The 14,725-nt window shown below is 70.5% G+C and carries 12 protein-coding genes; 7 read left to right on the top strand and 5 right to left on the bottom strand.

Annotation, left to right across the window (positions count from 1 at the left end; translation table 11 throughout):
• Positions 1-52: 52 nt before the first annotated feature.
• Genes AQJ27_RS39615 through AQJ27_RS39595 form a run of 5 tightly spaced genes read right to left on the bottom strand, consistent with a single transcriptional unit; the run spans position 53 to position 5,651 of the window.
• Positions 53-1,363 (bottom strand): DUF58 domain-containing protein, encoded by a 1,311-nt coding sequence (locus AQJ27_RS39615; protein WP_067380028.1) that lies wholly within the window; start codon positions 1,361-1,363, stop codon positions 53-55.
• Positions 1,363-2,352 (bottom strand): AAA family ATPase, encoded by a 990-nt coding sequence (locus AQJ27_RS39610; protein WP_096240259.1) that lies wholly within the window; start codon positions 2,350-2,352, stop codon positions 1,363-1,365. Before AQJ27_RS39610 ends, AQJ27_RS39615 begins: the two co-directional genes overlap by 1 nt.
• Positions 2,352-3,542 (bottom strand): DUF4350 domain-containing protein, encoded by a 1,191-nt coding sequence (locus tag AQJ27_RS39605; RefSeq protein ID WP_067380023.1) that lies wholly within the window; start codon positions 3,540-3,542, stop codon positions 2,352-2,354. Before AQJ27_RS39605 ends, AQJ27_RS39610 begins: the two co-directional genes overlap by 1 nt.
• Positions 3,539-4,285, bottom strand: a complete 747-nt coding sequence (locus tag AQJ27_RS39600) for a DUF4129 domain-containing protein (protein ID WP_067380021.1) — start codon at positions 4,283-4,285, stop codon at positions 3,539-3,541. Before AQJ27_RS39600 ends, AQJ27_RS39605 begins: the two co-directional genes overlap by 4 nt.
• Positions 4,286-4,289: 4 nt before the next feature.
• Positions 4,290-5,651, bottom strand: a complete 1,362-nt coding sequence (locus AQJ27_RS39595) for a proline-rich domain-containing protein (protein WP_067380019.1) — start codon at positions 5,649-5,651, stop codon at positions 4,290-4,292.
• Between the two features lie 140 nt (positions 5,652-5,791).
• Between AQJ27_RS39595 and mtnA the strand changes: the two genes are divergently transcribed.
• From mtnA to AQJ27_RS39560, 7 genes are all read left to right on the top strand, one after another.
• Positions 5,792-6,937 carry an S-methyl-5-thioribose-1-phosphate isomerase gene (gene mtnA, locus AQJ27_RS39590; RefSeq protein ID WP_067380016.1) on the top strand — a complete coding sequence of 382 codons (1,146 nt, stop codon included), beginning with the start codon at positions 5,792-5,794 and terminating at the stop codon, positions 6,935-6,937.
• Positions 6,938-6,945: 8 nt separating this feature from the next.
• Positions 6,946-7,635: a two-component system response regulator MtrA gene (gene mtrA, locus AQJ27_RS39585; RefSeq protein ID WP_150136091.1), complete on the top strand. Its 690-nt coding sequence runs from the start codon at positions 6,946-6,948 to the stop codon at positions 7,633-7,635.
• A gap of 1 nt (position 7,636) precedes the next feature.
• Entirely contained in the window at positions 7,637-9,745 is a 2,109-nt protein-coding gene (gene mtrB / locus AQJ27_RS39580; RefSeq protein ID WP_067380013.1) for an MtrAB system histidine kinase MtrB, read from the top strand.
• Complete coding sequence (locus AQJ27_RS39575; protein WP_067380009.1) at positions 9,735-11,570, top strand: LpqB family beta-propeller domain-containing protein; 1,836 nt, start codon at positions 9,735-9,737, stop codon at positions 11,568-11,570. The genes mtrB and AQJ27_RS39575 overlap by 11 nt, the downstream gene beginning before the upstream one ends.
• A gap of 211 nt (positions 11,571-11,781) precedes the next feature.
• Positions 11,782-12,732 carry a ComF family protein gene (locus AQJ27_RS39570; RefSeq protein ID WP_067380064.1) on the top strand — a complete coding sequence of 317 codons (951 nt, stop codon included), beginning with the start codon at positions 11,782-11,784 and terminating at the stop codon, positions 12,730-12,732.
• A 313-nt stretch (positions 12,733-13,045) separates the two neighbouring features.
• Positions 13,046-13,738 carry a ribosome hibernation-promoting factor, HPF/YfiA family gene (hpf, locus tag AQJ27_RS39565; RefSeq protein WP_373306561.1) on the top strand — a complete coding sequence of 231 codons (693 nt, stop codon included), beginning with the start codon at positions 13,046-13,048 and terminating at the stop codon, positions 13,736-13,738.
• A 206-nt stretch (positions 13,739-13,944) separates the two neighbouring features.
• Positions 13,945-14,691 (top strand): response regulator, encoded by a 747-nt coding sequence (locus AQJ27_RS39560; RefSeq protein WP_067380003.1) that lies wholly within the window; start codon positions 13,945-13,947, stop codon positions 14,689-14,691.
• Positions 14,692-14,725: the final 34 nt, after the last annotated feature.

Here is a 14,725-nt window from a genome sequence, read left to right as displayed (position 1 = left end):
GGGATCTTTTTTTGGGGCCTCTCGAATCGAGAGGCCCCTTTTTTGTGCCGCCTTACAGCCGTCCCGCCGCCTTGAGTGCCAGATACGCATCCGCGAGGGCCGGCGCCAGGTTGTCCGGAACCGCGTCGACGACGGTTACTCCGTGGCGCTGGAGTTGTTCGGCCGTGCGATGGCGTTCCGTCTGGGCCTGGGCCGCGGCTGCCGCCTCGTACACCGCCTCGGCGCTTCCCCGAGCCGTAGCCATGTGCGCGATATGTGGGTCGGCCACTGAGGCCACGAGGACTGTGTGGCGGTGGGTGAGACCGGAGAGTACGGGGAGCAGGCCCTCTTCGATGGGGGCCGCGTCGAGGCTGGTCAGCAACACGATCAGGGAGCGGCGAGGAGCCGTACGGAGGGCCGTGGCGGTGAGGCCGCGGGCGTCCGTTTCGACGAGCTCCGGCTCCAGGGTCGCCATCGCGTTGACCAGGGAAGGGAGAACGTCGCCGGCTGAGCGGCCCTGGACCAGGGCGCGTACTCGGCGGTCGTACGCGAGGAGGTCCACGCGGTCGCCGGCCCGGGAGGCCAGGGCGGCCAGGAGGAGCGCCGCGTCCATGGAGGCGTCCAGACGGGGGGCGTCGCCCACGCGACCGGCGGAGGTTCGGCCCGTGTCGAGGACCAGGAGGATGTGGCGGTCGCGCTCGGGACGCCAGGTGCGTACGGCGACCTTGGTCTGGCGGGCCGTGGCGCGCCAGTCGATGGAGCGGGTGTCGTCGCCGGGAACGTACTCGCGCAGGCTGTCGAATTCCGTGCCCTCGCCGCGGATCAGGACGCTGGTGCGGCCGTCGAGTTCACGCAGGCGGGCCAGTTTGGAGGGGAGGTGCTTGCGGCTGGTGAAGGGTGGCAGGACTCGTACGGTCCAGGGCACCTGGTGACTGCCTTGGCGGGAGAAGAGACCGAGGGGGCCGTACGAGCGGATGGTGACGCGGTCCGCCTGGCGGTCGCCTCGGCGGGTGGGGCGCAGGCGGGTGGTCAGGCGTCGACGCTCGCCGGCGGGGACCGTCAGGCGGTGGCGGGAGGCGGCCACCTCGGTGCCCGGCTCCCAGCTGCTGGGAGGCCAGGCGTCACGGAGGCGGGCGCGCAGGAGGCGGCCCGAGGGATTGGTGACGGTCAGGGTGACATCGGCGGTCTCGCCGAGGCGTACGGAAGTGTCGCCGGAGCGCGCCAGGCCGAGGCGGCGTACGGGTGCGGCCAGGGCGGCGTCGCAGGCGCAGGCCAGGGCCAGAGGAGCGTTCACGGCAAGGATGCCCGTCCAACTCGGCTCCCAGATGCCGACGGGGAGTGTGCCGAGGGCCGCCAGCAGGGCGGCGCGTCCGGTGAGCGCCATCAGCGGGGAACGGGGACGTGGGCGAGGATCGCGTTGATGACCGAGTCGGCCGTCACGCCCTCCATCTCGGCCTCGGGGCGGAGCTGGATGCGGTGGCGGAGCGTGGGCAGGGCCAGGGCCTTCACGTCGTCGGGGATGACGTAGTCGCGGCCGGTCAGCCAGGCCCAGGCACGGGCGGTGGCGAGGAGGGCGGTCGCGCCGCGCGGGGAGACGCCGAGGGTGAGGGACGGCGATTCGCGGGTGGCGCGGCAGATGTCGACGACGTAACCGGTGATTTCGGGGGAGACCGATGTCTTGGCCACGGCGGCGCGGGCGGCTTCCAAGTCAGCCGGGCCTGCCACCGGGCGTACGCCGGCGGCGCGCAGGTCGCGCGGGTTGAAGCCCTCGGCGTGGCGGGTGAGGACGTCGATCTCGTCCTGACGGGACGGCAGAGGGATCGTCAGTTTCAGCAGGAAGCGGTCCAGTTGGGCTTCGGGCAGAGGATACGTTCCCTCGTACTCGACCGGGTTCTGGGTCGCGGCGACCAGGAAGGGTTCCGGGAGCGGGCGAGGGGTGCCGTCGACCGTGACTTGACGTTCCTCCATCGCTTCGAGAAGGGACGACTGGGTCTTGGGCGGGGTGCGGTTGATCTCGTCGGCCAGCAGGAGGTTCGTGAAGACCGGGCCGGGCTGGAACGAGAACTCGGCGGTGCGGGCGTCGTAGACGAGAGAACCGGTGATGTCGCTCGGCATCAGGTCGGGAGTGAACTGGACGCGCTTGGTGTCGAGTTCGAGCGCGGATGCGAGCGCGCGGACCAGCAACGTTTTGGCGACTCCGGGGACTCCTTCCAGTAGAACGTGTCCGCGGCAGAGGAGGGCGACGACGAGGCCGGTCACGGCGGGGTCCTGGCCGACCACGGCTTTGGCGATCTCGGCGCGCAGGGCTTCCAGGGAGGAGCGGGCGGTGCCCGGATCCCCGGCGTACCCGGCGTTGTCAGTGGTCGGGGCCATCATGAACGGCGTACCTCTCTTTCGAGGGCGTCGAGTTGGTCGGCGAGGGAGATGAGGGCCGCGTCGTCGCCGGGCGGCGGGCCGAAGAGGAGGGTGTGCAGGGCCTGTCCGTCGCCGTCGAGGCGGGCGGACAGGGCGGGGAGCAGTGCCTCGGGCGCATGCGCCTGGGCGGGGGATACGCCGATGAGGGGGGCGAGTCGGGTGCGGGTGGTGGAGCGCAGAGCGGCGGCCGCGCGGTCGCGGGCGTTGGCCTTGCGGTAGAGGCGGGCGCGGCCTTCGACGGTTTCGGAGGCGCGGATCGCGACGGGGAGGCGTTCGGGTACGAGGGGGCCGAGTCGGCGTGCGCGCCAGAGGGCGGCCAGGCCTGCCGCGATGAAGAGCTGAAGGGTGCCCCAGAGCCAGCCCGAGGGGAGCAGGTCGAGGAAGGTCTTTTGGCCCGCGTCGGTGGCGGAGGCGTCGGAGAGGGAGGGGAGGTACCAGACCAAGTGGGGGCGGGAACCGAGCAGTTGGAGGGCGAGCGAGGCGTTGCCCTGCTTGTCGAGACGGTTGTTGTAGAGGATGTCGGGGGCGCCGATGACGACGGTGTCGCCGTTCCCGGTGGCCGCCGGGATGCGCAGCAGGGTGGGCAGGCCGTCGCTGGGGTAGCAGACATCGGCGCCGGGGTCGTTGGTGCTGTAGCGGATGCCGCCGGTGTCGGCGCTGCCCGCGCGGCGGGCGGCGGGCAGGTCGCAGCCAGGGGAGAGCGTCGAGTCGAAGCTGATCGCGGGATCGGCGGTGACGCCGGGGGCGAGGGTGCCGAGGGAGGGCGAGTCGGGGGCGATCAGGATCGTGCGGCCGCCGGAGTTCTTGGTCGCCGCGCGGAGGCCGGCCTGCTGATGGTCGGTCAGCAGGTCCGGGACGGCGACGAGGAGAGTGGTGTCGGCGCCGGCCGCGGCGCGGGCCTCGTCCAGGGTGGCGACCACGCGCGTGGAGACCCCACGGTCGCCGAGGAGTTCGGCGGCGGCGCGGCTGCCGTAGGGGTCGGCGGAGCGTGGGTCGAGGCGGCCGTGCTGGGCACCGGAGCGGATCGCGGCGATCGCGACGGCGGCCGCCAGCAGGATCACGACGGCGAGGACGATGCCTCGGGTGCGGGTCCACACCTGGCGGACGGTGGGCGAGGCCGAGGTGGACGTGAGGGTGACCTCGGTCATGAGGCGGCCCCCTGGCGGCTGTTGTGGTCCGTGCTCTGGGCGCTGTTGGTGAGTACGGGTTTGGTGCGCTCGAGGTCGCGGTCGAGTTCGGTGAGGCGGTGGTATGTGTCGGAGCCCGCGGACCGGCCGCCGTATGTGACCTCGTCGAAGTCCCGGGCGGCGGCGCGCAGTCGGTCCGTGTGGGAGGGCAGTGTGCGGCCCGCTTCGGCGGCGGCCTCGTCCGCGGTGCGGCCGGGGCGTGGGTCGAGCAGGGCGCGCTCCTCGAGGGAGCGCACGACGGCGCGCATGCGTTCCTGGACGGCTTGGTTCCAGTGGCCCTGGGCGGCGTGCGCTTCGGCGGCCGCGCGGTGTTCGGCGGCGCTGCGGGGGCGGTCGTCGAAGAGTGCGGCGGAGGAGGTGGGGGTGCGGTGCGGGGTGCCGAGGCGCCACCAGAGGGCGGCCACGACCGCCAGCACTGCCACCACGATGACGACAAGGCCGAGCGTGCCGCCGGGAGTCGCCGTGGAGGCGGCACCGAACAGTTTGTCGACCCAGTCCCAGAAGGCGTTCAGAGCGCGTTGCAGCGGGCTGGGGTCGTTCTCGTGGTACATCCGTTTGGACAGTTCGCGCTTGGCCGCCTCCCGCGCGGGGTCGCGCGGGATCGTCACCGGTGGTACGTCGTCGCGCGGCAGCGCGAGTACGGCTGTGGCGCTGGTGCGTGGCAGCGCCAGTACCGCTGTGAGAACTCCCCCCACCGGACTCACCGCATCAGCTCCCTGGAGTGGTGCCGGGGGTGCTGGAGCCGTAGTCCTGGACACCGGCGGCGCGGGCCAGGTCGAGGTCGAGGGCCTCGCGGCGGATGCGCTGGTCGATGTAGAGGAGCACGGTGACGCCCGCGGAGATCGGGAAAGTGATCATGGAACCGATCACCGAACCGATTCCGCTGACGATGAGGAACGTCCAGCCGGGGCTGCCGCCGCTGCCAAGGAAACCGGCGACGCCGTCGCCGCTCAGGGCGGAGGCGATGACCGCGAAGGGGATCACGACGATCGACGCCACGATGTTGGCGATGATCGTGGCGAGCAGCTGGATGCCGAAGACGCGCCACCAGGAGCCGCGGACGAGCTTCGCGGAGCGGCTCATCGACTTCAGGACGCCCTGCTTCTCCAGCATCAGGGCGGGCGAGGCGAGCGAGAAGCGGATCATCAGCCAGAGGGCGACGACGCCCGCGCCGATCCCGCCGAGGACCGCGAGTGCGGCGCCCGCGCTGCTCGAGCCGGCAACGGCGACGAGCAGGCCGGGAAGGGTGCCGACGGTGATGATCGCGACGGCGATGAGCGGCAGCAGGAAGGTCAGGGCGAACAGCTTCGGCAGCCGGGGTCTGGCGTCGCGCCAGGCCTCGGCGGTGGTCACCGACTTGCCGAGCACCGCGCGGCTGGTCACGGAGGTGAGCAGGGCCGTGGCGACGATGGTGCCGAGCAGGCCGATGAGTACGACGACGCCGGAGCTCAGCAGGGTGTCGCCCAGGGCGCGGCTCAGCTCGCCGGCGGTGGCGCTCGGGTCGTTGAGGACGTCCGTGCTCGCGCTGTCGTCCAGGACCAGGCCCTGGAGCAGGATGACCGCGATCTGTGTGACGACGGCGACGGTGAGCGAGATGCCCAGGACGGTGCGCCAGTACGTCCGCATCGTGGAGACCGCGCCGTCGAGGATCTCGCCGACGCCGAGCGGGCGCAGGGGGATCACGCCGGGCTTGGCGGCAGGCGGCGGGCCGCCCCAGTTGCCGCCCCAGCCACCGGGACCTCCTGGGCCGCCGTAGCCACGGCCGGGGCCTCCCCAGCCGCCGTAGCCGCCGCCCTGGCCTCCGTAGCCGCCCGCGCCCGGAGGCTGCTGGCCGCCCCAGCCAGGGCCGGGGGGCGGTGGTGGCGGGGCCTGGCCGGGGCCCTGTGGGGTGGGAGCGGACCACTGGCCGGGCGGGGGCTGCTCCTTGGACCACTTCGACGGCGGCTCCGGCTGGTTCGTGCCACCTTGGTCCGCGGGCTGCTCCGGGGGCTCGGCGGCGCCGGAGTTGTCCGGCTCCTGCCCGTCGGAGGGGGCAGATCCGGGCGAGGCCCAGCCCGGAGTGTCTTTCATTGTCGCTCCTTCACGGTGCCCGTCCGCGGTCGCGGCGGCAGGTTGGCAGCCATCGTGCCACGGTGTGCCCGGCATGGGACCGGCCCCCGTATGGGGTGGACACCTTCAATTGTCCGCCTGCTACGGGGCAGACTGGGCGGATGGCTGATCAGTACGCGCAATTCCGCGAGGGTGACGGGCCACTGGAGATACCGGCGATCCGCTGGGACGAGCCGCCCGAAGGGCCGGTGCTGGTCCTTCTCGACCAGACACGGTTGCCGGCCGAGGAAGTCGAGCGGGTGTGCACGGACGCTCCCGCGCTGGTGGAGGCGATCAGCACGCTGGCCGTGCGAGGGGCGCCGTTGCTGGGTATCGCCGGGGCGTACGGAGTCGCGCTCGCCGCCGTGCGCGGCTTTGACGTGGACGATGCCGCCCGGGCGCTGGCGGGCGCCCGGCCCACCGCGGTGAACCTCGCTGTCGGTGTGCGCCGGGCGCAGACGGCGTACCGTGCCGCGCTCTCCGGCGGCGGTGATCAGCGGCAGGCCGCCGGGGCGGCGCTCGAAGCGGCGCGGGCACTGCATCGGGAGGATGCCGCGGCCAGTGCACGGATGGCCGGTCACGGGTTGGCGCTGCTCGACGAGTTGTTGCCGGGTGGCGGGCACCGGATTCTGACGCATTGCAACACCGGGGCGCTGGTGTCCGGCGGGGAGGGCACGGCCTTCGCGGTGGCCCTCGCGGTGCATCGGGCGGGGCAGCTGCGGAGGCTGTGGGTGGACGAAACGCGTCCGTTGCTGCAAGGTGCTCGCCTGACGGCTTACGAGGCGGCGCGCAACGGAATGGCGTACACCTTGCTCACGGACAACGCGGCGGGATCACTGTTCGCGGCGGGGGAGGTGGACGCGGTGCTCATCGGGGCCGATCGGATCGCTGCCGACGGTTCGGTGGCGAACAAGGTGGGGAGCTATCCGCTCGCGGTGCTGGCCCGGTATCACCATGTGCCTTTCATCGTGGTGGCGCCGGTGACGACGGTGGACCTTGATACCCCGGACGGAGCATCCATCGAGGTCGAGCAGCGCCCCGGTCATGAAGTGACCGAGGTCACAGCACCTCAGGTGCCTGTGGCGGGAGTGGAAGCGGGAGGCGGGATACCGGTGGCACCCCTGGGGACCCAGGCGTACAACCCGGCATTCGATGTGACGCCCCCCGAGTTGGTGACGGCGATCGTGACCGAAGAGGGCGCTGTGTCGCCCGTGACAGCAGAGGCACTCGCTGAGCTGTGTGACAGGTCACGCCAGGTAACGATTTAGTTAATGGGATGATGTCGTTTATGAAGGGACGAGTCCTTGTCGTCGATGACGACACCGCACTGGCCGAGATGCTCGGCATTGTGTTGCGTGGTGAAGGTTTTGAGCCGTCTTTCGTAGCCGACGGCGACAAGGCGCTGGCCGCTTTCCGTGAGACCAAGCCCGATCTGGTGCTCCTGGACCTGATGCTTCCCGGCCGGGACGGTATCGAGGTGTGCCGCCTGATCAGGGCGGAGTCCGGGGTGCCGATCGTGATGCTCACTGCGAAGAGCGACACCGTCGATGTCGTGGTCGGCCTCGAGTCCGGCGCCGACGACTACATCGTGAAGCCGTTCAAGCCAAAGGAGCTGGTGGCGCGGATCAGGGCGCGGCTGCGTCGTTCCGAGGAACCGGCGCCCGAGCAGCTGGCCATCGGCGATCTTGTGATCGATGTGGCCGGTCACTCTGTGAAGCGGGAGGGGCAGTCGATCGCCCTGACGCCGCTGGAGTTCGATCTGCTGGTGGCACTGGCCCGCAAGCCGTGGCAGGTGTTCACACGGGAGGTGCTCCTCGAGCAGGTGTGGGGCTACCGGCACGCGGCGGACACCCGACTGGTCAACGTCCACGTCCAGCGGCTGCGCTCCAAGGTCGAGAAGGACCCGGAGCGGCCGGAGATCGTGGTGACCGTCCGTGGTGTCGGTTACAAGGCCGGACCGAGCTGACATGTCCCGGGACAGTGCCGCTTCGGCGCCCGGTGAGTCGGGGGTCCGTTCGGGGCGGCCTGTCGGCCGGAAGGTGACGGGCTCCCGTTGGGGACGTGTATTGGAGGGCGGGCTGCTGCAAGGCGGAGTCCAGGGCAGCCCGGTCCTTCGGTTGTTCATGCGCTGGGTGCGCCGTCCGTTGCTGCCCGTGATGCGGCTGTGGCGGCGCAACATCCAGCTCAAGATCGTCGTCACGACGCTGCTGATGTCGCTGGGTGTCGTGCTGCTGCTCGGCTTCGTGGTCATCGGGCAGGTGCGCAACGGTCTGCTGGACGCCAAGGTCAAGGCCTCGCAGAGTCAGGCCACGGGTGGCTTCTCGGTGGCCAAGCAGAAGGCGGACGCGGCTGTCACGGCCAATGGCGACGACGGTTCGAGTGCGGACGGCCGTCCGTCCAAGAACGTCAGCCAGTGGATGAACGACCTCGTCGTCTCCCTTTCCAGTGGCGGCCAGGGCGCCTTCGACGTGGTGACGCTCAGCTCCACCGTGGCCGGCAACGGCGGTGCCGGGCGGGGTCCGCGTTCCTCGGGTGACGTCGATCCGACGGTGAGCATCCCGGAGGACCTGCGCGCCCGCGTCGACAGCAACACGATGGCGGCCCAGAGCTACACCAGGGTCGTCTACAAGGACGGCAAGGAGTCGCAGGCCGCGCTGGTCATCGGCAAGCAGGTCCTCGACCCCAACGGAGACGCGTACCAGCTCTACTACCTCTTCCCGCTGACGCAGGAGGAGAAGTCGCTGAGCCTGGTCAAGGGGACGCTCGCGACGGCCGGACTGTTCGTCGTGGTGCTTCTGGGGGCCATCGCCTGGCTCGTGGTGCGCCAGGTCGTCACGCCGGTGCGGATGGCGGCCGGGATCGCCGAGCGGCTCTCCGCCGGGCGCCTGCAGGAACGGATGAAGGTCACCGGCGAGGACGACATCGCGCGGCTCGGCGAGGCCTTCAACAAGATGGCGCAGAACCTTCAGCTGAAGATCCAGCAGCTGGAGGACCTGTCGCGGATGCAGCGACGGTTCGTGTCGGACGTGTCGCACGAGCTGCGTACGCCGCTCACGACCGTCCGGATGGCGGCCGACGTCATCCACGACGCGCGCGTGGACTTCGATCCGGTGACCGCTCGGTCGGCCGAGCTGCTCGCCGATCAGCTGGACCGGTTCGAGACGCTGCTCGCGGACCTGCTGGAGATCAGCCGGTTCGACGCGGGTGCGGCGGCGCTGGAGGCCGAGGCGATAGACCTGCGGGAAGTCGTACGGCGTGTCGTCAGCGGCGCCGAGCCGCTCGCCGAGCGCAAGGGCTCGCAGATACGTGTCGTCGGCGACCAGCAGCCGGTGGTCGCCGAGGCGGATGCTCGGCGGGTGGAGCGGGTGCTGCGCAATCTCGTCGTCAATGCCGTGGAGCACGGCGACGGCAAGGAAGTGGTGGTCAAGCTCGCCACGGCGGGCGGGGCGGTCGCCATCGCGGTGCGTGACTACGGCGTCGGCCTCAAGCCCGGAGAGGCGACCCGGGTCTTCAGCCGCTTCTGGCGTGCCGACCCGGCACGCGCGCGTACCACCGGCGGCACGGGGCTCGGGCTGTCCATCGCCCTGGAGGACGCCCGGCTGCACGGCGGCTGGCTGCAGGCGTGGGGTGAGCCGGGCGGCGGTTCGCAGTTCCGGCTGACGCTGCCGCGTACCGCGGACGAGCCGCTGCGGGGGTCTCCGATACCCCTGGAGCCCATGGACTCGCGGCGTAATCGTGGACTTAATGACGCGGGACTGCCCTCCGGCGGCGGCGACAAGCTCGCCACGGTGCCGATGCAGGGCGCGGGTGGGAAGGCGGCACCGCCCATGCAGCGGACGTCCGTGGTGCCGCGAATGGCCGGGGCGTCGCCCACGGCCGATCCGACGGCGCTGCCGGGCAACGGCGCGCGTGTGGTGCCGAGGCCCTCCGGGCCCGTGCGGCGGCCGGACGACATGCCCGCCGCGGGTGCGGAGCGGAGCATGCAGGAGCGTGGCCGGGACGGCGGCGGGCCTGAAGAACTCGGACAAGCAGAGCCCGAGGAACTCGGGCAAGGGGAGGCATTTCGTGGTCGCTGACCGCGAGGGGAGCGGCCGTCGGCGTCCCGCGCGCGTGGGGGTGTACATCGGATGTGGCGCACTGCTGCTGACCGGGTGCGCCTCGATGCCGGACAGCGGGGATCTGCGCGGGGTCGAGTCCACGCCGAGGCAGGACTCGCAGGTCCGCGTCTTCGCGCTGCCGCCCCGCGAGGACGCCCCGCCGGCGGAGATCGTGCAGGGCTTCCTGGAGGCACTGACCAGTGACGACGCGCAGTACGAGACGGCGCGCAAATATCTGACGGCGAGCGCCCGTAAAACGTGGGATCCGTACCGCTCCACGACCGTCCTCGCAGACGGGCCCAACCCCGAGTCGGAGCACTCGGGCACCAGGGAGGGCGACGACTCGTACACGCTCTCCGGCAGCAAGGTCGCCACGGTGGATGAGCAGCACGCGTACGCGCCGGACGCCGGTTCGTACCGGACGACGGTGCACCTCACGCTGCAGAAGGACACCAAGCAGTGGCGCATCGACGCGCTGCCGCAGGGCGTGGTGATGGGCAACTCCGACTTCCAGCGCAACTACGTGTCCGTCAACAAGTACTACTTCGCCTCGAATGTGCCCTCCGGGTCGGGCGGACCGCTGGGGACCGTCGCCGATCCCGTCTACGTGCGGAACAAGGTGGACCCGATGACGGAGATGGTCCGGTCGCTTCTGAAGGGGCCCACGCGCTGGCTGGATCCGGTGGTGACGTCGAGCTTCCCCTCCGACACGGAGTTGAAGAAGGGCGTCACGTCGCTGTCGCCCGACGACCGCAACAGGGTGACGGTCCCGCTGAACAAGAAGGCCGACCGGGTCGGAGAGACCCAGTGCAACAAGATGGCGACCCAACTCCTCTTCACGCTCCAGGACCTGACGCCGACGGGCGTCGACGAGGTGGAGCTGCAGCGGTCGAACGGTTCGCAGCTGTGCGTGGTCACCGAGAACCGGGCGGAGACCGTCGCTTCGCACGGCACGGCAAATCACCCCGAGTACGAGTACTTCATCGACGCCAAGCAGCGGCTCGTACGGCTGCCCAGTGGCAACAGTGACAAGCAGCCCGAGCCGGTGCCCGGTGCGCTGGGAGTGGGCGACAAGAAGCTGCGGTCGGCCGCGGTGTCCCGGACCGAGGACAGCGCGGCCGGTGTGTCGGCCGACGGGAGTTCGCTGTACGTCGGATCGCTGGTGTCGGGCGCCTCGCTGGGGGACGCGGTGCTGCGCAGCCAGGGGGCGAAGGCGGACGACAGGCTGACGACGCCCAGTTGGGACGGACAGGGCGACCTGTGGGTGGCCGACCGTGATCCGAAGAACCCGCGACTGCTCCTGCTGGAGAAGGGCGCGGGTACTCCGCTGGTGGTCACCGCGCCGGGCATCGACGGCCGTGTCCAGGCGGTGCGGGTGGCCGCCGACGGCGCGCGGATCGCGCTGATCGTGCAGAAGGACGGCAAGAGCTCGCTGCAGATCGGGCGCATCCAGCGTGACACCGAGACCGGCGGACGGCCCCTCGTCTCGATCCTCGAGCTGCGCTCCGTGGCGCCACAGCTGGAGGAGGTCACCGCCATGTCGTGGGCCGGGGACAGCCGGCTCGTCGTCGTCGGGCGCGAGTCCGGCGGGGTGCAGCAGATGCGCTATGTCCAGGTCGACGGCTCCACTCCGGTGGGTACCGCGCCCTCCGCGCTGACGGGGGTGAAGGAGGTCGCCGCGTCCGAGGACGAACGGCTGCCGCTGGTGGCGCATTCGGAGGAGGACGGGATCGTGCGGCTGTCCTCCGGGGAGCAGTGGCAGAAGATCGTCAAGGACGGCACGGCACCGGTTTATCCCGGGTAGCGGCCTCTTTGCTCCGGGTACGGACCTGCCGGGCCTCCCTTTTCGGGCAGGCCCGGCTGCCGTACGCGGTGGTGGATCCGGCCGTCGTACGGGGTGGACCTGGCCGCCGTTGCGCGCTGGGTCCCCCGGACGGGTGAGGGCCGTGGAGTTGTCCACAGGCGGTTGTCCACAGGGGTGGCCGGTCGGCCTGTGCGTTGGCACAGTGGTGGGCATGCGGGGGTGGTGGCAGGACCTCACCGATCTGGTGCTGCCGGCCGAGTGCGGAGGCTGCGGAAGGCCTCGCACGGTGCTCTGCCCGGAGTGCCGTGCCGCCCTGAGCGGGGCCGCACCGTGCCGGGTGCGACCGGATCCGGAGCCGCCCGGGCTGCCGGTCGTGCACGCGGCGGCCCCATACGAGGACGAGGTGCGCGCGACGCTCCTCGCCCACAAGGAACGGGGGGCACTGACACTTGCGAGACCTTTGGGAACGGCCCTGGCGGGGGCTGTACGGGCAGGGCTGGGGCACCTGCGCCTCCCAGTCCCGGAAGGGCTGCCCACGGCCTGGGACGGGCGCCTGAGGGGCGGCAACGGACAACTGCGGCCCGGGGGTGGTCAGGCGCGCGCGCCGCTTTCCGGCACAGGTTCTCTGCTGCTTGTTCCCCTGCCGTCCTCGCGGCAGGCGGTGCGGGCGCGGGGCCATGATCCGGCGCGGCGGATCGCGCTCGCGGCGGCGGGGGAGCTGCGGCGCTCGGGGACACCGGCCCGGGTGCTGGCCGTGCTGCGGCAGCGGCGTGCCGTGGCCGACCAGGCGGGGCTCAACTCGCGGCAGCGACTGGACAATCTCGCGGGCGCCCTGGAGGTGGCGGCCGGAGGTGTCCGGCTGTTGGCGAGCGGGGGCCGGGTCGTACTCGTGGACGACCTGATGACGACGGGCGCCTCGATGACGGAGGCGGCCCGTGCCCTACGGGCGGCGGTGGCGGGCATCGATCCGTACCTGGCCATCGATGCATGCGTCGCGGAAGCGGGGGAACCAACGGGGGAACGGATGACCGAGGCAACGACAGTGCATACCGACCGGACACAAGGAGCCCGTGGAATGGCGGGTATGAGCGGAGTCGACGACATGATCTGCGCGGCTGTGGTCGCGGCCCCGCCGGACTCTTTCGAAATAAACCGGAACTGACCGGGATCTTCCATCGTTGCAGGTAATGACCAGGTCAATTCACCTGAACGGAGGTACGCCGCAGTAGAGGGTGACGACATCCGTCCAGGCGAGATATGTTCGGTTGTGAGGCAATGGCGCAGGCCGTACCTCGCCCATCCGAATGTAGTGCTGCGGGTTTCTGAATCACCCGCAGCGATGGGGTGTAGATCTTGCCCATGGGGGAGGAGGAGGTGAAAGTCACCAAGTCCGAGGTTCCGGCACTCACCGGGGCCTGGTGCAAAAGGGAGACGCTCCGCCAGTGCAGCGGAGCAATCCGGGAACGGAGTTCTGCGTGGACATCGTCGTCAAGGGCCGCAAGACCGAGGTGCCCGAGCGGTTCCGCAAGCACGTGGCCGAGAAGCTGAAGCTGGAGAAGATCCAGAAGCTCGATGGCAAGGTGATCAGCCTCGACGTGGAGGTGTCCAAGGAGCCCAACCCCCGGCAGGCCGACCGTTGCGACCGAGTGGAGATCACGCTCCACTCCCGCGGTCCGGTGATCCGGGCGGAGGCGGCGGCAAGTGACCCGTACGCGGCACTCGACCTGGCGGCGGACAAGCTCGAAGCCCGTCTGCGTAAGCAGCACGACAAGCGTTACACCCGCCGCGGCAACGGTCGGCTCTCGGCCGCGGAGGTCGCCGACCACGTCCCCGGCGCCGCGACGCTCAACGGGAACGGGACCGTCGTCCACGAGGACGACACGGACAGCGTGCCGACGAAGAAGATCGGCTCCCTCGAGGTCATGGGCGAAGGCCCCCTCATCGTTCGCGAGAAGACCCACGTGGCCGCCCCGATGACGCTCGACCAGGCGCTCTACGAGATGGAGCTGGTCGGGCACGACTTCTATCTCTTCGTCGACTCCGAGACGAAAGAACCCAGTGTCGTCTACCGGCGGCACGCGTACGACTACGGCGTCATCCACCTCAGCACGGACCCCATGGTCACCCAGGCCGGACCGGACGCGCCGGGCGGTGCGCTCGGCGGCTGACCCGCCCCGATGACGGCTGAGCCGGTGCCCCTGGAGCGCGCGTGCGCCCCCAGGGGCACCGGTGTGCGACCACTTCGCGACCCGCTCTGTCACCGCACTGTCGTCCGGGCATGGAATCATGGCCGAACCGGCCCCAGCCGGTGGGTCGTTGCCTCGGATCGGCGATGGCACAGGAACGCAGGCCACGGCCTTCAGGGGGAGGAACGATGGCGGACAGCTTCGGACCGATGCGTGACGGGGATGCCGACGGCGGCGTCGTCGGCATGGGACCGGACGCGGGCTCCCCACGCAAGGAGCCCATTCGGGTCCTCGTCGTGGACGACCATGCCCTCTTCCGCCGAGGCCTGGAGATCGTGCTCGCGGCCGAGGAGGACATCCAGGTCGTCGGCGAGGCGGGTGACGGGGCGGAGGCGGTCGACAAGGCGGCCGACCTGCTCCCCGACATCGTGCTGATGGACGTACGTATGCCGAAGCGGGGCGGCATCGAGGCGTGCACCTCCATCAAGGAGGTGGCTCCGAGCGCGAAGATCATCATGCTGACGATCAGCGACGAGGAAGCCGATCTCTACGACGCGATCAAGGCGGGCGCCACCGGTTATCTCCTCAAGGAGATCTCCACGGACGAGGTGGCCACGGCCATTCGCGCGGTGGCGGACGGGCAGTCGCAGATCAGCCCGTCGATGGCGTCGAAACTTCTCACCGAGTTCAAGTCGATGATTCAACGGACGGACGAGCGCCGGCTCGTGCCCGCGCCGCGGCTCACGGATCGCGAGCTGGAGGTTCTCAAGCTCGTCGCGACCGGGATGAACAACAGGGATATCGCCAAGGAGTTGTTCATCTCCGAGAACACCGTGAAGAACCATGTGCGCAACATCCTGGAGAAGCTGCAACTGCACTCCAGGATGGAGGCGGTGGTCTACGCGATGCGGGAGAAGATCCTCGAGATCCGGTGAGCCTGCGTAGGGCTGGTCGGGTTGTCCGGCCGGT

Source organism: Streptomyces olivochromogenes (assembly GCF_001514115.1).
GTDB lineage: Bacteria > Actinomycetota > Actinomycetes > Streptomycetales > Streptomycetaceae > Streptomyces > Streptomyces olivochromogenes.
Note: the sequence above shows the minus strand (reverse complement) of the source record. Positions and strands in the feature narration are given on the sequence as shown.